General features: G+C 73.2%; 18 protein-coding genes. 5 read left to right on the top strand and 13 right to left on the bottom strand.

Annotation, left to right across the window (positions count from 1 at the left end; genetic code table 11):
- Positions 1–6 precede the first annotated feature (6 nt).
- From RM555_RS00475 to RM555_RS00445, 7 genes are all read right to left on the bottom strand, one after another.
- On the bottom strand, positions 7–1647 hold the full coding sequence (locus tag RM555_RS00475; RefSeq protein WP_311409884.1) for a sodium/solute symporter: 1641 nt from the start codon (positions 1645–1647) through the stop codon (positions 7–9).
- A gap of 1 nt (position 1648) precedes the next feature.
- Entirely contained in the window at positions 1649–2038 is a 390-nt protein-coding gene (locus tag RM555_RS00470) for a DUF485 domain-containing protein (protein WP_311410095.1), read from the bottom strand.
- A gap of 264 nt (positions 2039–2302) precedes the next feature.
- Positions 2303–2968, bottom strand: a complete 666-nt coding sequence (locus tag RM555_RS00465) for a DUF5701 family protein (protein ID WP_311409883.1) — start codon at positions 2966–2968, stop codon at positions 2303–2305.
- A 522-nt stretch (positions 2969–3490) separates the two neighbouring features.
- Positions 3491–4252, bottom strand: a complete 762-nt coding sequence (locus RM555_RS00460) for a LytR/AlgR family response regulator transcription factor (RefSeq protein ID WP_132240561.1) — start codon at positions 4250–4252, stop codon at positions 3491–3493.
- Positions 4253–4269: 17 nt separating this feature from the next.
- Positions 4270–5520, bottom strand: coding sequence for a sensor histidine kinase (locus RM555_RS00455; protein ID WP_311409882.1), 1251 nt, complete (start codon positions 5518–5520; stop codon positions 4270–4272).
- A 38-nt stretch (positions 5521–5558) separates the two neighbouring features.
- The gene (locus tag RM555_RS00450; protein WP_132240562.1) at positions 5559–7130 is read right to left on the bottom strand and encodes a sugar transferase; all 1572 of its coding nucleotides are present in this window, start codon (positions 7128–7130) and stop codon (positions 5559–5561) included.
- Between the two features lie 265 nt (positions 7131–7395).
- Positions 7396–8256, bottom strand: coding sequence for an Fpg/Nei family DNA glycosylase (locus RM555_RS00445; protein ID WP_311409881.1), 861 nt, complete (start codon positions 8254–8256; stop codon positions 7396–7398).
- 80 nt (positions 8257–8336) lie between these two features.
- Between RM555_RS00445 and RM555_RS00440 the strand changes: the two genes are divergently transcribed.
- Positions 8337–9587, top strand: a complete 1251-nt coding sequence (locus tag RM555_RS00440) for a glycosyltransferase (protein WP_311409880.1) — start codon at positions 8337–8339, stop codon at positions 9585–9587.
- Positions 9588–9972: 385 nt separating this feature from the next.
- On the opposite strand, the gene RM555_RS00435 is transcribed toward RM555_RS00440, so the two are convergent.
- From RM555_RS00435 to RM555_RS00415, 5 genes are all read right to left on the bottom strand, one after another.
- Positions 9973–10695 carry a CDP-alcohol phosphatidyltransferase family protein gene (locus tag RM555_RS00435; RefSeq protein ID WP_311409879.1) on the bottom strand — a complete coding sequence of 241 codons (723 nt, stop codon included), beginning with the start codon at positions 10693–10695 and terminating at the stop codon, positions 9973–9975.
- Positions 10670–11737, bottom strand: coding sequence for an iron-containing alcohol dehydrogenase family protein (locus RM555_RS00430; protein WP_132240533.1), 1068 nt, complete (start codon positions 11735–11737; stop codon positions 10670–10672). Before RM555_RS00430 ends, RM555_RS00435 begins: the two co-directional genes overlap by 26 nt.
- Entirely contained in the window at positions 11725–12456 is a 732-nt protein-coding gene (locus tag RM555_RS00425) for a phosphocholine cytidylyltransferase family protein (protein ID WP_311409878.1), read from the bottom strand. Before RM555_RS00425 ends, RM555_RS00430 begins: the two co-directional genes overlap by 13 nt.
- Positions 12457–12535: 79 nt before the next feature.
- Positions 12536–13306: a hypothetical protein gene (locus RM555_RS00420; protein WP_311409877.1), complete on the bottom strand. Its 771-nt coding sequence runs from the start codon at positions 13304–13306 to the stop codon at positions 12536–12538.
- On the bottom strand, positions 13303–13752 hold the full coding sequence (locus RM555_RS00415) for an NUDIX domain-containing protein (protein WP_132240535.1): 450 nt from the start codon (positions 13750–13752) through the stop codon (positions 13303–13305). Before RM555_RS00415 ends, RM555_RS00420 begins: the two co-directional genes overlap by 4 nt.
- A 180-nt stretch (positions 13753–13932) precedes the next feature.
- On the opposite strand from RM555_RS00415, the gene RM555_RS00410 reads away from it, so the two are divergent.
- The 3 genes from RM555_RS00410 to corA all read left to right on the top strand — a co-directional run bounded on the left by RM555_RS00410 (position 13933) and on the right by corA (position 17088).
- Positions 13933–14391: an ester cyclase gene (locus RM555_RS00410; protein WP_132240536.1), complete on the top strand. Its 459-nt coding sequence runs from the start codon at positions 13933–13935 to the stop codon at positions 14389–14391.
- 106 nt (positions 14392–14497) lie between these two features.
- A complete protein-coding gene (locus tag RM555_RS00405; RefSeq protein ID WP_311409876.1) occupies positions 14498–15592 on the top strand; it encodes an aminotransferase-like domain-containing protein in 1095 nt (364 codons plus the stop codon).
- A gap of 356 nt (positions 15593–15948) precedes the next feature.
- On the top strand, positions 15949–17088 hold the full coding sequence (gene corA, locus RM555_RS00400) for a magnesium/cobalt transporter CorA (RefSeq protein ID WP_396888654.1): 1140 nt from the start codon (positions 15949–15951) through the stop codon (positions 17086–17088).
- Positions 17089–17215: 127 nt separating this feature from the next.
- On the opposite strand, the gene RM555_RS00395 is transcribed toward corA, so the two are convergent.
- Positions 17216–18028 carry a hypothetical protein gene (locus RM555_RS00395; RefSeq protein WP_311409875.1) on the bottom strand — a complete coding sequence of 271 codons (813 nt, stop codon included), beginning with the start codon at positions 18026–18028 and terminating at the stop codon, positions 17216–17218.
- A gap of 84 nt (positions 18029–18112) precedes the next feature.
- On the opposite strand from RM555_RS00395, the gene RM555_RS00390 reads away from it, so the two are divergent.
- Complete coding sequence (locus tag RM555_RS00390) at positions 18113–18643, top strand: peptidylprolyl isomerase (RefSeq protein WP_311409874.1); 531 nt, start codon at positions 18113–18115, stop codon at positions 18641–18643.
- Positions 18644–18734: the final 91 nt, after the last annotated feature.

Genomic DNA, 18734 nt, shown 5'->3' with positions numbered 1-18734 from the left:
CCTTCCTTACAAGCGGAGGGCCTCCGGGGCGTGCAGGCGGAGCATGGTGGCGCCGATGTCGGCCGGTGCCCGGCGGCGGGTCGCCATCGAGACCGCCACCATCACGGTGAAGGCGAGCGGCACCGTCCAGGCGGCCGGCTGGGCGGTGAGCGTGGCCGGCCAGCCGGACAGCGGCGGGCCGAGCACCGTGACCAGCACCGCCCCGACCGCCGCGCCGCCGCCGACCAGGATCCCGGCGGCGGCGCCGAGGTCGGTCAGGCCCCGCCACCAGATGCCGAGCACCAGCAGGGGGCAGAAGCTGGATGCGGCGACCGCGAAGGCCAGCCCGACGACCTGCGACACGTCCAGCCCGGCGAGGTTGAGCGCGAGGACCGTCGGCACGGCCCCGGCGATCACCGTGGCGAGCCGGAAGCCGCGTACCGAGCCGCGCCCCAGCACGTCCGTGGAGATCACCCCCGCGACGCTGGTGAGCAGCCCCGACGAGGTGGAGAGGAAGGCCGCGAACGCGCCGGCCGCGACCAGCGCGGCGAGCAGCCGGCCGGCGGTGCCGTCGCCGAGCGCCGCGCCGGGCAGCAGCACCACCACCGCGTCGGTCTGCCCGCTGAGCAGCAGCTGCGGGGTGTAGATCCGGCCGAGCACCCCGTAGATGGTGGGCAGCAGGTAGAACGCCCCGACGAGGGCGAGCACCACCAGCGTCGTGCGGCGGGCGGCGGCGCCGTCGGGGTTGGTGTAGAAGCGGACCAGCACGTGCGGCAACCCCATGGTGCCGAGGAACGTGGCCAGGATCAGCGAGTACGTGGCGAACAGCCCCCGGTCGTCGTCCCCGGCGGCGCTGGGCAGCAGCCAGTCGGCGGCGTCGGTGGCGACCCCGGACACCTCCGGCACCGGGTCGCCGGCGGCGAAGGAGAGCTCGTCGCCGGGGCGTACCTCCTGGATCCGGCCGTCGGGGAGGGTGAGGGTCGCGCGGTGCTCGACCACGACGGTGGTCGCGGTCCGGAACGCCGGCCCGTCGGGCGGGGTCACCGCCGGGCGGGCGTCGGCCTGCCACTGCAACGCCAGGAAGATCGCCGGTACGGCCAGCGCGGTCAGCTTCAGCCAGTACTGGAAGGCCTGCACGAAGGTGATCGCGCGCATGCCGCCGAGCGCGACGTTCGCGGTGACCACCACGGCCACCAGCAGGGCCCCCAACGGGTACGGCGAGCCGGTCACCGTGGCCAGCGTCAGCCCCGCCCCCTGGAGCTGCGGCACCAGGTAGAGCCAGCCGATGAAGATCACGAAGGCGGTGGCGAGGGTGCGCAGCCGGCGCGACCCGAGCCGCAGCTCGCAGAAGTCCGGCAGGGTGAACGCGCCGGAGCGGCGCAGCGGCGCGGCCACGAAGAGCAGCAGCGCGAGGTAGCCGGCGGCGAAGCCGACGGGGTACCAGAGCACGTCGACGCCGTACTGGAGGATCAGCCCGGCGACTCCGAGGAAGCTCGCCGCCGACAGGTACTCACCGCCGATGGCGGCGGCGTTCCAGGTGGGGCTGATCGCCCGCGAGGCGACCAGGAAGTCGGAGGTGGTGCGCGCCAGCCGCAGCCCGTAGAAGCCGATGCCGACGGTGACCAGGGTGACCGCCACGATCGCCGGTACGACGAAGCCGTTGCCCACCTCAGCGCTCCGGCCGCTGGACCAGGTCGGTGAAGTCCTGCTCGTTGCGTTCCGCCAACCGCACGTACGCCCAGCCGACGGCGATCAGGAACGGGAACGACGCCACCCCGAGCAGCAGCCAGGGCAGGTTGACGCCGAGCACGGTGACCCGGCCGACGGCGGGCGCGACGGCGAAGAGCCACGGCAGCCCGCCCAGCCCGATCGCCACCACCAGGGAGAGCCGCAGGGCCAGCGCGAACTGGGCGCGGACCAGCCCCCGTACGAGCGCGTCGCCGACCCGGGTCTGCTGGGCCAGCTCGGCGCGGGTGCGTTCCGCCCGGTCCTCGCGCCGGGACACCTCGGCCAGCACGATCCGGGTCCGGGGCTGGGCGGCCGGGGCCTGCTGCGGCACCCCGGGCCGGCCCGCGTGCTCGGGCGCGCCGGACCCGCCCTGCCGGGGCGCGGGGACGGGATCGTCGGCAGCGGCCACCCCGGCAGTCTCGCCCGATCGCCGCGATTGTCAAGGGTGGCAGTCGGCGTCACGCCCGCCCGGGCCGGCTCGGGTGAAGCCGTCCACACCGGGCTGTGGACAACCTGTGGAGAACGGGTCACCCCTGTGGATAACTCGTGGAGAGCGCGGCGGGGTGGCCGGTGGTCGGTCACCCCGCCGCGGCACTCACTTCGTGTCGACGTGCTCCAGCCCGACGCGCTCGGGGCGGGCGGAGGCGGAGCCGAGCCAGGTGTGCGGGTTGCCGTACCAGCACCAGCCGAGCTTCGGCGCGTTCTGGCTGATCCAGAGCGCCGGCACCCGCTTGTCGCCACAGCGGGAGCCGACCAGCGAGAAGCACTTGTTCTTCGCCAGCGCCTCCGGGTACAGGGTGACGAAGGCGAGCCCCTCGTCGATGGTGAGCGGCAGCCGGTCCTGGCCGGTGATCACCTCCATGGCCGCGGCGGGCGCCAGGTTCAGCGTCTCCTCGCCCCGGTCGACGTCGAAGAGCAGGTACGCGGGCCCGGCCGGCACCTCCAGCTCCTTGATCGGGTCGAACTTCGGCAGGTCGCCCTCGGCGTAGTGCCGGTCGACGATCCCCGGCTTCCGCTTGCCGGCGAGGGTGGTCAGCGCGACGCGCTCCTCCACCGGCACCAGGTCGCGGGTGACCACCAGGAGGAAGGGCACCCGCCCCTCGGTCGGGGCGGGCAGGTCGGCCGCCCCAGCGACGGCCGCCGCGCGCAGCGGCGCGACCAGGTCACGGAAGGCGTCCTCGGCCAGCTCGGCGAGGGCCGGATAGCCCAGCTCCACCAGCCGGTCGAGCTGACGGTCGAATTCGGTCGCGGCGTCGAACAAGGCGGCCTCCAATTGTCGTACGGAGTACCGTACAGCGTACGACCACGCGGGCGTATTCCCGTCGACGAAGAGATTTCCGAGGGCGGAGGCGAGCGCCGGGAGCCCGGGCGAGGGTTGTAAGGCCTCGCTGCGCTGTCGAGCTGCCCCATTCATAAGACCGGCCCGTGAACCACGCGACGGCCAGGCCCTCGCCGTGGACGGGCCCTGGTGGTGGGCAAGCCTCGCTGTGGGCAGGCCTTCGTCATGGGCAGGCCTCGCTGCGGGGCGGGCCTTGGCCGTGGGCAGGCCCTCGCTGTGGGCAGCCCTCGTGGTGGCCTCCGGTCGCACAGATGGGGCAGCTCGACAGCGTCCACGAAGCCACCTCCCACCCAGGGCGGGAGCGGTCCGAACCCTGCCCGGGCGAGCGAGGCGGCCGGGCGGTGGTGGGGCCTGCGCCCCCGACCACCCGGTCGGTGGTGCCACCGGAACGGGCAGGGTTGCCACCGGGCCTCGGACGCCCCACTGAATGCCCTACCGCGCGGGTCAGCGGCTCCAGTCCTGCTTCGCCGCGCGGACCAGCTTGTCCTTCAACTCGCGGGTGTGCCGGCGGCTGACCGGCAGCTCCGCCGAGTCGACCACCACCACGTAGCCGGAGTTGACCAGCCGCAGCTCCGCGATCAGCTTGAGCTGCACCAGGTAGGACCGGTGGATGCGGACGAACCCGGCGTCCGCCCAGCGCTCCGCGAGGGTCGCCAGCGACACCCGGACCAGGTGCGAGCCGTCGGCGGTGTGCAGGCGGGCGTAGTCGCCCTGCGCCTCCACCCAGCGCACCGCCGAGCGGGGCAGCATCCGCGTCGTGCCGGCCAGCTCGATCGGGATGGTCGGGTCCTCCTCCGCCCGGGCCAGCGCCGCCGGGTGCGACGGCACCACCCGCGCGCCGATCACCCGGCGCAGGGACTCGGCGAGCCGCTCGGCGCGTACGGGCTTGCGGACGTAGTCGGTGGCGCCCAGGTCGAACGCGTCCACCGCCCCGTCGTCGTACGCGGTGACGAAGACGATCGCCGGCGGCCGGGCGAAGCGGCGCAGCACCCGGGCCAGCTCCATGCCGTCCAGCCCGGGCATCCGGATGTCGAGGAAGACCACGTCCACGTCGCCGTCGCGGAGCACCCGCAGCGCCTCCGTCGCGTCCCCCGCCGTGTGCAGCCGGGCCACCCGGGGATCGGCCCGCAGGTGGTACGCCAACTCGTCCAGCGCCGGTGGCTCGTCGTCGACCGCCAGCACCCGCAGGAACCCGGCCGCGCCCACCTCCGTGGCCCGCTGGATCACGAGCCGGCCCGTACGCCGGGGTGGAACTTCGGCACCCGCATGCTCACCTTCGTACCCGAGCCGAGGCCCGTCTCGACGACGAGGCCGAAGCCGTCCCCGAAGACCGACCGGAGCCGCTCGTCGACGTTGGAGAGCCCGACGTGCTGGCCCGGGTCGTCCCCCACGCCGGCCAGCGCGGCGTCGCCCGGCTCCCCGGCGGCGCCGGCCAGCTCGGCGATGCCGGCGGTCAGCGTGCTCGGATCCATCCCCACTCCGTCGTCCTCCACGGTGATGTGGCACTCGGTGCCCGCGTCCCGGGCCTCGATGCTCACCATGCCCGTGCCCGGCTTGCGGGACAACCCGTGCCGGACGGCGTTCTCCACCAGCGGTTGCAGGCAGAGGAACGGCAGCGTCACGGGCAGCACCTCCGGGGCGATCTGGAGGCGCACCTGGAGCCGGTCGCCGAACCGGGCCCGCTCGATGGTCAGGTAGCGGTCGATCGAGCGCAGCTCCTCGGCCAGCGTGGTGAACTCGCCGTGCGCCCGGAACGAGTACCGCGTGAACTCGGCGAACTCCAGGATCAGCTCCCGGGCCCGGTCCGGGTCGGTGCGGACGAACGAGCCGATCGCGGTCAGCGCGTTGTAGATGAAGTGCGGGCTGATCTGCGCGCGCAGGGCGCGTACCTCGGCGCGGGCCAGCCGCTCCCGCGAGGAGTCCAGCTCGGCTAGGGCGAGCTGGTTGCCGGCCCAGTGTGCCGTCTCCAGGGTGGCCTGCACCAGGCCCGGCTCCGGCTGGCCGTCGGCGACCGCGACCAGCACCCCGACCCTGCGCCCGTCCGCGCCGGTCAGCGGGGCGACGACCGCGCCGCGTACCGGGCAGTCGACGCGGTCGCAGTGCAGCTCCGGCTCGCCGAGGACGGTCGAGCGGCCCGTCGCCACCGCCCGTCGGGCCGCCGCGACCAGTTGCGCGTGGTGGTGCCCGCCCCGCCCGTCGAGGGCGAGCAGGCTCTCCCGGTCCGTCAGCGCCAGCCCGGCCGCACCCACCAGCGCCCGCAGATGGCGTACGGCCTTCGCCGCGTTCGCGACGCTCAGGCCCGCGCGCAGCGGCTCAGCGGCCAGCCCGGCGGTGTGCAGCACCTCGTACGTGGCCCGCTGGGTGGCCGTGGCGATGCCCCGCCGCGCGCGCAGCCGGACCACCGCGAACAGGGCCGCACCCAGCGCGGCGAGTAGCGAGACGACGCCGAAGACGCCCGAGAGGTTGCCACCCACGCAGCGATCCTGGCCCCTGCCGGCCCGCACGCCAAGGGTCAGTACGCGCCCTTGCGGGCGAGCACCACCCCGACGGTGCGCCACAGGATGCTCAGGTCGTACGCCAGCGACCAGTTGTCGACGTAGTAGAGGTCGAGCCGGACCGCCTCGTCCCAGGACAGGTCGGAGCGACCGGAGACCTGCCACAGCCCCGTCATGCCCGGCCGGACCAGCAGCCGGCGGCGCACGTCGCCGAGGAAGTCGCCGTCGTCGGCGGGCAGCGGGCGCGGCCCGACCAGCGACATCTCGCCCTTCAACACGTTGATCAACTGCGGCAGCTCGTCCAGCGAGGAGGCGCGCAGGAAGCGGCCCACCGGGAAGACCCGGGGATCCTCCTTCATCTTGAACAGCATGCCGTCGGTCTCGTTCCGGTCGACCAGGCTGGCCAGCCGGTCCTCCGCGTTCACGTACATGGTGCGGAACTTCCAGACCCGGAAGGTGCGGCCCTCGTGGCCCACCCGGGGCTGACGGAAGAAGACCGGGCCCGGGTCGGAGATCCGGATCGCGATCGCGATGAACAGGAAGACCGGGGCCAGCAGCAGCAGGCCGAACCCGGCGGCCACCCGGTCCATCAGGTTCTTGGCGAGCAGCGCCGGCCCGGAGAGCGTCGGCTCCTCGACGTGCAGCAGCGGCAGGCCCTCGATCGGCCGGATGTGCACCCGGGGGCCGGCGATGTCGGTCAACTGCGGGGCGACGACCAGGTCGACGCCCGAGCCCTCCAACTGCCAGGCCAGCCGGCGCAGCTCGCCCGGCTCGGAACTCGCCGAGCCGCAGACCGCGATCGTGTCGCCGCCGACCTCCCGGACGAGGGCGAGGACGTCGCGGCCCGCGTACACGGGGACCGGGGTCTCGATGCCCTTGGCCGCCGCGTAGCCGTCGGTGACGTGGATGGCGACCGGCATCAGCCCGGCGGCCGGGTTGCGGGTGACCGCCGTGTAGACCTCCAGGCACTCCGGCAGGGTGCCGATCAGCACCATCCGGTGACCGGCCTGGCTGATGTTGCGCCGGACCACGTGCAGCACGAAGCGGCAGAGCATCCGGTTCAGCAGGATCAGCAGCAGCGCCGCGAGCAGGGCGGTGCCGACCGTGTAGCGGGACAGGTCGGTCTTGGTGGCGAAGGCGAGGAAGGACACCGTCGCGGCGACGGCGACGCCGGCCCGGATCACCCGCTTGTACTCGTCCGGGCCCAGGCCCAGGTAGCGCCGGTCGTAGGCCCGGTTGGCCCAGAGGCTGACGAGCCAGCCGAGCGGAAGGAGCCCGAACGCCACCGTGTGGAACCACGTCGGGTCCTGCTCGGCGTTGTAGAAGCCCGCCCGCGACTGGTCGAACGTCTCGATCGCGATCAGGCTGGCGACCGCGGCGGCTGCGAAGTCGAGCAGCAGCAGGAGCGTGATGTAGGGGCGGTGCCAGCGGGACACGCGACGGCGGGCCCGAGCCCACGCGGACCGGGGTACGCCGTTATGGGACGGCGGTGCCGGCGGCTGGATCTCGAAGCTGTCGACGTGCCGCACGAGTTTGCTCCGGCCTGTGTTGGTTACCGGGCGCTGGAGGCTTGTCGTCACCTCACCCATGTCCTCCCGCATGACACGAGCCACTCACTCACCGTGAGGGCCCGGTCGCCCACCGTCCCAGTCTCCCACGCGGGCGCCGACCCGTGCGCTGACCCGAGGGACAACGCGCCAGGTGTGGTGCCGCTGGGCGTCTGGCCGGCTCCGCGCCATTTCAGAAGCCGGGGACCGAGCCACTATACCGATGGATGACGGGCCCGGTAGAGCCGCAACTCAGACCTTCGGCGCGGGATGGCCGATTCCGTTCCGTAGTCGGCAGTGTCGTCACTCACCGTACGAGTCGCGACAACCGCCGGTCAGCGAGCGGCTTCCCGCCGGTCTGGCAGGTCGCGCAGTACTGGAGGCTGGAATCGGCGAACGAGACCTCGCGGACGGTGTCCCCGCAGAGCGGGCAGGGCTGCCCCCTCCGGGCGTGCACCTTCAGCCCCGAGCGCTTCTCGCCCTTCAGCTCGGCCGCCTTCTGCCCGACCGAGCGGCGTACCGCGTCGCCGAGCACCTCCCGCGTCGCCGCGTGCAGGGTCGCCAGCTGCTCGTCGGTCAGCCGGTTGGTGATCGCGAACGGGGACAGCTTCGCCGCGTGCAGGATCTCGTCGGAGTACGCGTTGCCGACGCCGGCCAGCACCGTCTGGTCGGTGAGCACCCCCTTGACCTGGCCCTTGCGGCTGCGCATCCGCTCGGTGAAGGTGGCCAGGTCGGCGGCGAGCGCGTCGGGGCCGAGGCGGGCCACCCCGGGCACCGCCTGCGGGTCGGTGACCAGGTAGACGGCGAGGCTCTTCTGGGTGCCGGCCTCGGTCAGGTCGAAGCCGGAACCGTCGTCGAGGCGTACCCGCAGTGCGATCGGTCCCTTGCCGGGGCGCAGCGGGGCGGCGGACGGAAACGCCTCCCGGTAGTGCAGCCAGCCCGCCCGGGCCAGGTGGACCACCAGGTGCAGGTCGCCGTCGAGCACCACGTCGAGGAACTTGCCGTGCCGGCGGGCGTCCGTCACGGTCCGCCCGGGGGCGGCGGTCGGCGCCGGGTCGTACGTCTTCAGGGCGCTGATCGCGGCGACCTCCAACCGGTCGACGCGCCGCCCCACCGCGCGCTCACGCAGGTAGTCCGTGAGCGCCTCAACCTCCGGTAGTTCGGGCACCAGCCAACGGTAGCCTTCTTTCCCGTGAGCGCGAGGAATGAGCTTGCGAGTCCCGCAGTCGCGAACGAAAGGCAAGCTCCGTGAGAATCGTGGTGGCGCACAACCGGTACCGGGAGGCTCAGCCTTCCGGTGAGAACACGATCGTCGACGCGGAGATCGCCCAGCTCACCGCGGCCGGGGTGGAGGTGCTGCCGTTCATCCGCAGCTCGGACGAGATCCCGACGATGTCGAAGTCGGCCAAGGCCCTGCTGCCGATCTCGCCGATCTGGGCGCCCCGCGCGCAGGAGGACCTGAGCCGGCTCATCACCGAGCACCGGCCGGACGTGCTGCACCTGCACAACCCGTACCCCCTGATCTCGCCCTGGATCGTGCGGACCGCGCACCGGCACGGCGTGCCGGTGGTGCAGACGGTGCACAACTACCGCCAGGTCTGCTCCTCCGGCCTCTACTTCCGGGACGGGATGATCTGCCAGGACTGCCGGGGCCGGGCCCTGGGCGTGCCGGCGATCGTGCACCGCTGCTACCGGGGCTCGCGGGCGCAGAGCGCCCTGATGGCGACCACGCTGGCCGTGCACCGGGGCACGTGGCGCTCGGTGGACCGGTTCGTCGCGCTCACCTCGGCGGTCGCCGACCACCTGCGCGACTACGGCATCCCGACCGAGCGGATCGTGGTGAAGCCGAACGGCATCCCCGACCCGGGGGCGCCCGCGCCGCTCGGCGACGGCTTCCTCTACATGGCCCGGCTCTCCCCGGAGAAGGGGCTGGACCTGCTGCTGGACGCCTGGCGGCGGCACCCGGACGGGGCGCTCGGCCCGCTGCGCATCGCCGGCGACGGCGAGCTGCGCCCGCTGGCCGAGGCCGCCGCCGCCGAGCGCGCCGACGTGACCTACCTCGGGCCGCTGGACCGTGCCGGGGTGCGCGCCGCGGTCGAGGCCAGCGCGGTGATCATCGCGGCCTCCACCTGGCACGACGTGCTGCCCACCGTGATCATCGAGGCGTTCGCCGCCGGCCGCCCGGTGCTCGGCACCGCGCTCGGCGGCATCCCGTACCTCGTCGGCGCCGACGCGCCCCGGGAACCGGCCGGCACCGGCCCGGCCGCCGTCGCCACGGCCGCTCCGGGGGAGGGCCGCGTCGCGCTGCCCGCCGGCGTGCAGGCGGGCGAGGCGGGCTGGGTGGTGCCCCCGGAGCCGGCCGCCATGGCCGCCGCCCTGCCGGTGGCCCGGGCCGGCGCGGCGCGCATCGCCCCGGCGGCACGCGCCCGCTACGAGCGCACGTTCCACCCCGACGTGGTCACCAAGCGCCTCCTCGACGTGTACGCCTCCTTGAGCTGACCGCCCGGTTGCCGATTCTCTGGTCGGGGCGGCTCAGAGGCCTGTCAGCCAGCCAGGAGGTGAGGCCGCCGCCGCGAGCCTCGCATCGAGGGCAGACCCATGGACGATCAGGCGGGTCTTACCACTGCCGCCGTCCTGCCCGAACTCGCCACCTTCCGGGAAGCTTGTTCTGCTATTTGAGACGGCCGGAGATCTTGGCAGGAAAGTGCCCCTGGAGGGGCGCTCTCTTACCAAGATCTCCGCCACCACGGTCATGGCGGCGGCGCCTCACGGGCGGGCAGTCGTGTGGCGGACGTGCCGTCCGAGCGGTAGCACAGACGGGGCAGCTCGACAGGGGGCGAGGGAGGGTGGGCCGGCCCGGCGCGGGCCGCCCCGGCGTCATACCTCAGCGGAGGGAGGCGCGGGCGGAGAAGGCGATGCTGGCGAGCAGGAAACCGCCGTTGACGATCGTGAACGCGACAATCACCCAGAGGACGAGGGCGGGGGCGAAGGCCAGCACCAGGCCGGCGGCGAAGATGACCGCGCCGTAGTCGCGGACCAGCTTAACCAGGCGTACGGGCAGCGAGGTCGACGTGACCATGCTGGCGGCGTTCGGGCCGGCCTGCATCACCGACGTGACCAGGTTGACCATCCAGGTGCCGGCGAAGACGGCGACCAGCCAGCTCGGCGTCGACGGCTCCTGCGCCACCGCCGTGGCGGCCAGGGCGGCCACCAGGGCGATCTGGGCGGCGACATCGCAGAGCACGTCGACCCGGGCGCCCGCCGCGCTGCCCTGGCCCGTCACCCGGGCGAGTTGGCCGTCGGCGCAGTCCAGTGCGTACGCCACCTGCCAGCCGACCAGCGCGAGCAGCCCGACCGCCCAGGCCGGCACGTCGCCGGCGGCGACCCGCCCGGCGAGCGCGACCACGGTGACCGAGGTGGCCAGGCCGAGCACCAGGTTGGCGATGGTCAGCGCGGTCGGGCGCAGCCCGAGGCGCTGGGCGACGAGCGCGAAGACCGCGCCCAGCCACTGGCTGATCGATTCGCTGAACAGGCCGCCGCCCCGGTTCACCCGGTGGAAGTCGGCGACGGTGGGACGGGGCTCAGCCAAGGTGGTCGCGGATTGCACCGGCGTAGTCTGCCAGTCGCTCACGCGTCTCGGTAGGCGACATCGCCAGGTGTTCGAGGATCGTGTAGCGGTCCGGCCGGGTCCGGGGCGCGAACTGCACGGCATCGACGAACTGCTCGTCGGTCAGGCCCAGGTCGCCCGGCGTGGTGGCGAGGCCGTGCCGGTGCAGGCAGTGGGCGAGGCGACCGAACCGGTCGGTGTCTCCCCGCAGGAAGGTGCAGAAGAGGGCGCCGAGCCCCACCTGCTCGCCGTGGGCGGCGGTGCCGGGGTGCAGCCGGTCGATCGCGTGGGAGATCTCGTGGTCGCCGCCGCTGGCCGGGCGCGTCGACCCGCACACCGAGCTGGCGATGCCGCCCATGATCAGCGCCTCGGCCAGCGTGGTGAGGAAGCTGTCGTCGGTGATCTTGCCGGGGTGGTTGAGCAGCGCCTCGGCGCCCGTCCGGGCCAGCGTCACCGCGAGCCCGTCGATGGGCTCGCCGCGTACCTCGTGGGCCAGCTCCCAGTCGGCGCAGGCGTTCAGGTTGCTCACCGCGTCGCCGATGCCGGCCTGGGTCTGCCGGTCCGGGCCGTTCTCCACGAAGTCGAGGTCGACGATGACCGCGATCGGGATGTGCACCCCGTAGGAGCCCTTGCCGCCCTCGTGGTCGAGCGAGGCGGTGGGGGAGGCGATGCCGTCGTTCGCCAGGCTCGTCGCCACCGTCACCATCGGGATCCCGTAGCGGGTGGCCGCGTACTTGGCGGTGTCGATGGTCTTGCCGCCGCCGATGCCCACCACGGCGTCGTAGTGGCGGCGGCGCAGCCGGTCACCGAGGTCGTTCGCCGCGTCGATGGTGCCGCCTGCGACGGTGAAGACGTCGGCCGCGCCGAGCGACGGCCGGCACAGCTCGACGATCCGTTCACCCTGCCCGGGGCCGACCACCACGGCCACGTCCCCGCCGGCCGAGATCCGCCGGTCGGCCAGCAGCGGCCCGAGGTCGGCCACCGCACCCCGCCGGACCTCGATCACCAGCGGGGTGTTGACCGTACGGGCTAGTAGTGGCACGCGATCTCCCGCGCCCGGGCCAGGTCGGCGTGGTTGTCGACCTCGACCCAGGAGACGTCGCCGATCGGCGCCGCCCGCACCTCGCCGCCACGGTCGGCGAACTCCTGGTAGCCGTCCTCGTAGTAGAGGTTCGGGTCACGTCGCCACGTCGCCTCCAGCGCGTCGGCGAGGGCGTCGGCCACCTGCGGCTCGATCAGCGTCGCGCCGATGTACTCCCCGTACGCCTCGCCCGGGTCCATGATCTTGGTGATCCGGGTGAGCTGGCCGGCGGCGTCGAAGGTGGTCTTCATCTCCTCCTCGGCCAGCGGCTTGATGGTGTCGACGGCGAGCAGGATGCCCGGGCCGCGCTCGGCCAGCAGGGTCTTCTCCACGCTCACCGGGTGCACGGTGTCGCCGTTGACCAGCAGCACGCCCCGGGCGAAGTGCTCCCGGGCCAGCCAGAGGGAGTACGCGTTGTTCCACTCCTCGGCCTTGTCGTTGTGCACGAGGGTGATCGTGACGCCGTACCGCTTCTCCAGGTCGGCCTGGCGGGAGACGACCGCGTCGGCGGCGTAGCCGACCACGATCACGATGTCGGTGAGCCCCACCTCGGCCAGGTTACGCAGCGCGATGTCCAGGATGGTGGTGTCGCCGTCCACCGGCACCAACGCCTTGGGCAGGGTGTCGGTGTACGGGCGCAGCCGGCGCCCCGCCCCGGCTGCGAGCACCATCCCGATCATTGAGGCGTCCTCCCTCGTACGACTCCCGGTCACCGCTGGAGGATAGCCCCGCGCGGCGGCACCGCTGCGGCCAACCGGGTCAGCCGGGCAGCGCCGCCAGGTCCGCCAGCACCGCCAGCCGCTCCTCGGCGCTCAGCACCGCGTACGGGGCGGCGGCCCGCCGGTCGGTCTCCAGCTCGATGGCGAGCTGCTCGGGGCCGGGCGGCAGGGCTGCGGCGCTCGCCGCGCTGTGCCCGGCGGCCGTCCACGCGGCGGCGTGCGCGTCGGCCCGGTGGTAGCGCATCGTGCCGAGCCGGTTCAGCAGCAGCACGCCGGTCGTGGTGCCGTCCGGCTCGTAGGGCGGCGCCGTCGCGGCGAACGCGGCACCCGCGTCGGCGCCCTCCTGGTCGGCCAGCACCAGCGCGCACGTGAGTACCCGGCCGAACGCCTCGACCAGCCGCAGCACCCGGTCCTCGTGCCCCGCCCAGAGCTCCTCGGTGACCTCCGCGTGCACCTGCCAGATCTCGGCGAGGAAGGCCAGCCCGCGCTCGGTGGCGGAGAGCCCGCCCTCGGGGCTGCGGTGGATCATCCCGTACGCGACCTGCTTGTCCAGGGCCCGCCGGCACTCGACCGGGTCTCGGTAGCGGGTGACCGCGGCGAAGCCCGCCTCGTCGACCGTCCCGCCCGGCGCCGCGAGGCGGGTGCGGAACTCCAGCAGGAAGCCGGTGGCCGCCGGCCCGCCGTACCGCTGGCTCAGCTCGGCGCCGCCGCCGTCGCGGCCGGCGAGGATGCCGGCGACGAACGCGCGGTCCACCGCCGGGGCGACCAGGCCGGCGAACCGGTGCGGCGCCAGCTCGACGGTGTCGTTCACAGACCGATCGAACGCAGGGCGGCGAAGCCTTCGGCCGCGATCCGGCGGATGAGGCCGTCGTTGACGTCGCGGTGCTCGTCGAGCAGGTCCAGCTCGTCGGCGGCGAGCCACCGGAACTCGGTGTGCCTGCCCGCCTCCAGCGTCGGCCGGGCCAGGTCGCCGTCGACCCGGACCAGCCAGTCGCGCTCGACGCGGGCCAGGCCGTCGTCGGCGACGTAGCGGTACTCCCCGACGTGGCCGAGCACGTGCGACACCGTCCAGCCGGTCTCCTCGGTCACCTCCCGGCGCAGCGCGTCCATCCAGTCCTCGCCCGGTTCCAGATGGCCGCCGACGATGTCCCAGCAGTTGGGAAAGATGCGCCGGTGGGGAGACCGTCGCTGGACGAAGAGTCGACCGTCGTCGTCGACGATCAGCGCGCCGGCGCAGCGTAGAGGCTCGGTGGACACGCCACGACAGTAGCGAGCGGTGGCGCCCTCCGGCGACGCCCGGCCTCGTCGCCGGTCCGTGGGCGGCCCCGACGGCCGGGCCGGCCGGAACGCCGGCACGCGCGATGGTGTGGCGGGCCGATCGACGGGTAAGGATTCCGTGCGGGCACGGACGGGCCGTGACCCGCGACGGAGGTCCTCATGCGTGGCGCGGATCGGCTGGTCGAACAGCAGTACGCGATGCTCCTGCGGCGGGACGTGGCCCGGCTGCCGGACCTCTACGCGGCCGACGCCTTCTACTCGATGCCCGGCGTCACGGTGCGTCCGATCGAGTTGCCCGCCCTGCTGCGCACCTGGACCGGAGCGTTCCCGGACCTGTCCGTCGACCCGCTCGGGTCGGTGCAGACGGCCGGCGGCGCGGCCGTCGAGCAGCGGCTCACCGGCACCCACACGGGGGTGCTGCACACCCCGTTCGGCACCGTCGCGCCGACCGGCCGACTGGTGAGCTGGGACGTGGTCGACGTCGTCCGGGTCCGGCGCGGACGGATCGCGGCCTGGCGGTCCTACTTCGACTGGGGGCAGCTCATCGCGGCGCTCGGCCTGCACGTGGACGGGCTCTCCCGGGAAGCGCAGCACGACCCGCTCGGCCTTCCGGTCTGACCTGTCGCCGACCGGTCGACGCCGGTCACCCGTCCCGGTGGCTCAGGATGCGGACATCGCCGTGCCTTCCGCGCGCACCCCGTCGCCTTCCGTACGCTGAACAGCCATGACCGCCGAGCAGCTGATCTCCTTCGCCCGTGGCGCTCCCTCCCTGGACATCGTCGATGTCGAGGGGCTCAAGGCCGCCGCCGTCCGCGCGTTCGACGCCGACCCCGCCGGGGTGACCGCGTACGGCACCTCCGTCGGCTACCTCCCGCTGCGGAAGTGGATCGCCGATAAGCACGGGGTCTCCGCCGACCAGGTGCTGATCACCAACGGGTCGTTGCAGGCGGACGCGTTCCTCTTCGACCACCTGGTCCGCCCCGGTGACGCGGTGGTGGTGGAGCGTCCGACGTACGACCGGACGCTGCTCAACCTCCAGCGGATGGGCAGCGAGCTGCACGGCGTCTCCATCCAGCCGGACGGGCTCGACACCGCCGAGCTGCGCAAGCTGCTGGAGTCCGGGGTGCGGCCCCGGCTGGCGCACGTCATCCCGAACTACCAGAACCCGGCCGGCGTGACGCTGAGCCTGGAGAAGCGCCGGGAGCTGCTCGACCTCGCCGCCGAGTACGAGTTCACGATCTTCGAGGACGACCCGTACGCCGACATCCGGTTCCGGGGCGAGGCGCTGCCGTCGATGCTCTCGCTGGACACCCGCAACGTGGTCGTGCACGCCTCCAGCTTCACCAAGACGGTCTGCCCGGGCGTACGGGTCGGCTACCTGGTGGGTCCGGCGGACCTGATCGGCGACATCGCGAAGAAGGCGACCAGCCTCTACATCTCGCCGGGCATGGTCTCCGAGGCGATCGTGCACCAGTTCTGCGTCTCCGGCGACATCGAGCGCTCCATCGAGACCGTGCGCGCCGCGCTCGGCGAGCGGGCCCGGGTGCTGGCCGAGTCCCTGCGCCGGCACATCCCGGAGGCCCGGTTCGTGGAGCCGGACGGCGGTTACTTCCTCTGGGTCGAGCTGCCCGAGGACGTCGAGGTTGACAGGCTCGCGCCGGCCGCCGCCGAGCGCGGGGTCGCCGTGGTCAAGGGCAGCGACTTCGTCGTCGACGGCGGGCGGCACGCCCTGCGGCTGGCGTACTCGGCGGTGACCGCCGACCGCATCGACGAGGGCGTACGGCGCCTGGCGGAGGCCATGGCGGCCGTACGGAGCTGAATTTCTGTCAGATTTCTGACAGTTGGACGATCGTGGCCGTCCCGGGTCTCCCGCCGGGGCGGCCGGCGGCCCACAATGCTGCGAGCGTCACTCACCACGTGTAGCGGAACTCACCGCCCGGTGCCGGCCCCCGCCGCGCCCGGCGACGGGACCGGGCCAGCCCGACCGGCGGCACGTGGGGCGGCGCGACCAGCACAACCCCCGCCCCCAAAGGGCGCCGGGTGGGCCGTGTCGTCCCCTCACCCCCCTGAAGCGACCCGGCCCACCCGGCGCCACCCTCCCGCCGATCGTCACCGGCGGTGATCATCGACGGCGGCGTACTGTTCACCGGCGGCAGCGCGTGGGGAGGGGGCGTGATGACGGACCGGGAGCGGACGACCGCGTCGAACGGCGGACGGGTGCTCAGGCCCCGGGACTGGGTGGCGCCGGTGCGGGCGATGACCCGCCGGCTCAACTCCGACACCCCCCAGCAGGCGTCCCCGCCGGCCGGCCCGCAGCGCAGCGCGGTGGTGGACTGCGCCCTCTACGTGGACGGCCGCCGGCAGCCCGGCGACTGGCGGTACGCCGAGGCGCTCGCCGCGGCCCGCCGCGAGGAGCACGGCTTCGTCTGGCTCGGCCTGCACGAGCCGGAGCTGGCCGAGATGACCGCCATCGCCGCCACGTACGGGCTGCACGAACTGGCCGTCGAGGACGCGGTGAAGGCGCAGCAGCGCCCCAAGCTGGAGCAGTTCGGCGAGGTCAGCTTCCTGGTGCTGCGGACCGCCCGGTACTGCGAGCACGCCGAGCTGACCGAGCACTCCGAGGTCGTCGAGACCGGCCAGGTGATGCTCTTCATCGGCCCGAACTTCCTGATCAGCGTGCGGCACGGGGACGCCTGCCGGCTGGCCCCCGTCCGCGCCGACCTGGAGACGAAACAGGACCTGCTGCTCCAGGGGCCCTGGGCGGTGGCGTACGCGGTCACCGACCGGGTGGTGGACATCTACCTGGAGGTCGCCGACCGGCTGGAGGACGACCTCGACACGCTGGAGGCCGACGTGTTCGACCGTCAGTCCACCGGCCGGATCCAGCGGATCTACCAGATGAAGCGGGAACTGGTGGAGTTCAAGCGGGCGGTGATGCCGTTGCAGCGCCCGCTGCTGACCCTCACCGCGCAGATGAACCGCGACGTGCCGAAGGAGATCCGCCGCTACTTCCGCGACGTGCAGGACCACCTGAGCCGCACCGTCGAGCAGGTCAACTCCTACGACGACCTGCTCAACTCCATCCTCCAGGCGCGGCTGGCCCAGGTCACGGTCGACCAGAACAACGACATGCGCAAGATCGCGGCGTGGGCCGCCATCGCCGCCGTGTGGACCGCCATCGCCGGCATCTACGGGATGAACTTCGAGGTCATGCCGGAGCTGCGGATGACGTACGGCTATCCGGTCGTGCTCGCCCTGATGCTGGCGATCTCGCTGGCCCTCTACCGCTGGTTCCGCCGCAACGGCTGGCTCTGACGGCCCGGGGCTCGACGACCAGCCGCCGCCGGGCGCGGACCGGGCGCCGTGGCCCCGTCGGGCGCGGAAGCGCCGGCGGTGCGGCGGGGAGCCGCTTCGCCGGCGCTTTCCGGAACCGACAGGGGTGTCAGCGGCGGCCGTTCTTGGCGCCGCCCTTGCCGAGCGCCTCGGTCAGGTCGTCCGCCGGACGGCCCGTGGTGTCCTTGGCGCCCTCGGCCACCGACGGGACCTTGTCCGTCGCGTGGACCGTCGGCTGCTTGCCGGGGGTGGTGGTGGAGGCGCTGTCGCCGCCGGCCACCGCCGAGCTGCCGGCGCCGGTCGGGCCGCCGGCCACGCCCGAGCCGCTCGACACCGTCGAGGCGTCGGTCACCGGGGTGCGGATCTCCATGGTCTCCACCTCGTCGCGCATCGGCTCCAGGGTGCGGGTCGGGTCGTACTCGGCCCACTCCTGCTGCTCCCGGCGCCGCCGCATCGCCACCGCGGCGACCCCGGCCACCGCGCCGGCCGCGAGCAGACCGGTCATCATGGACCCGCCCCGCCGGGAGTTCTTCTTCCGGGAAGCCTTCATGTTCTTCGCCTTGACCTTCCTGCCGGCCGCGACCTGCTTGGCTGCCAGGGCCTTCCTGCCGGTGACCGCCTTGCCCGCCGCCTCGGCCTGCGCCTTGCGGACGGCCAGGGCCAGCGGCGCGAGCGCGGCAACCGTGGACGCGAGGCCGCTCGACGCGCGGTCGCGCACGATGACGGCCGTCGGCGCGACGGCGCCCCGGGCCGCCTGGACCCGCGGGGCGACGGTGGCACCGGCACCCTTCGCGGCATACGTCGCGGCCTGCCTCAGGTGACCGAGGCCCTGGTTCAGCTCCACCTTGGCCAGCTGCCCCTGGGTCTTACGCCGCCCGATTCCAAACACGGTCCCACCTCCTGGGAGTTGTTCCTTCGTCATCCTCCACCTTCGGATGCCTCCGCACTGCCAGATCGGGCACATGGGAGGATCCGCATGGAACTGACCAACGAGTGAGGAGTACCCGTGGCCGAGGCTGTCTACGCCACCTTGCACACCAACGCTGGCCCGATCCGGCTGGAGCTCTTCCAGAACCACGCCCCGAAGACCGTGAAGAACTTCGTCGACCTGGCGGAGGGCAACCGCGAATACATCGACCCGCGTACGGGTCAGCCGGGCAGCGGGCCGTACTACGACGGCACGATCTCGCACCGGGTGATCAGCGGCTTCATGATCCAGATGGGCGACCCGACCGGCACCGGGCGCGGTGGCCCGGGCTACAAGTTCGGTGACGAGTTTCACCCGGAGCTGCGCTTCGACCAGCCGTACCTGCTGGCGATGGCGAACGCCGGGCCGGGCACCAACGGCTCGCAGTTCTTCATCACCGTGTCGCCGACGCCGCACCTGAACAACCGGCACACCATCTTCGGGAAGGTGGCCGACGAGCAGTCCGTGAAGGTCGTCGACGCGATCGCCAACACCCCGACCGGCCCGAACGACCGGCCGCTCCAGGACGTCGTCATCGAGCGGGTCGAGATCGAGCGGACCGCTGCCTGAGCGGTCCGCGAGGTACCTTTGCCGACATGACTGAGCGCTCCGAGGGCCGGAACCGGTTGGTGGTCCGCGCGATCCGCGACGGCGGGCTGGC

It is taken from the genome of Micromonospora reichwaldensis, assembly GCF_031845925.1.
GTDB lineage: Bacteria > Actinomycetota > Actinomycetes > Mycobacteriales > Micromonosporaceae > Micromonospora > Micromonospora reichwaldensis.
Note: the sequence above shows the minus strand (reverse complement) of the source record. Positions and strands in the feature narration are given on the sequence as shown.

Excerpts from the sequence above, each read along its gene's own strand:
- RM555_RS00450 (WP_132240562.1), bottom strand. The coding sequence starts at position 7,130 with ATGGGTGAGGTGACGACAAGCCTCCAGCGCCCGGTAACCAACACAGGC.
- RM555_RS00425 (WP_311409878.1), bottom strand. The coding sequence starts at position 12,456 with ATGATCGGGATGGTGCTCGCAGCCGGGGCGGGGCGCCGGCTGCGCCCG.
- RM555_RS00410 (WP_132240536.1), top strand. The coding sequence starts at position 13,933 with ATGCGTGGCGCGGATCGGCTGGTCGAACAGCAGTACGCGATGCTCCTG.
- RM555_RS00405 (WP_311409876.1), top strand. The coding sequence starts at position 14,498 with ATGACCGCCGAGCAGCTGATCTCCTTCGCCCGTGGCGCTCCCTCCCTG.
- corA (WP_396888654.1), top strand. The coding sequence starts at position 15,949 with ATGACGGACCGGGAGCGGACGACCGCGTCGAACGGCGGACGGGTGCTC.
- RM555_RS00395 (WP_311409875.1), bottom strand. The coding sequence starts at position 18,028 with ATGACGAAGGAACAACTCCCAGGAGGTGGGACCGTGTTTGGAATCGGG.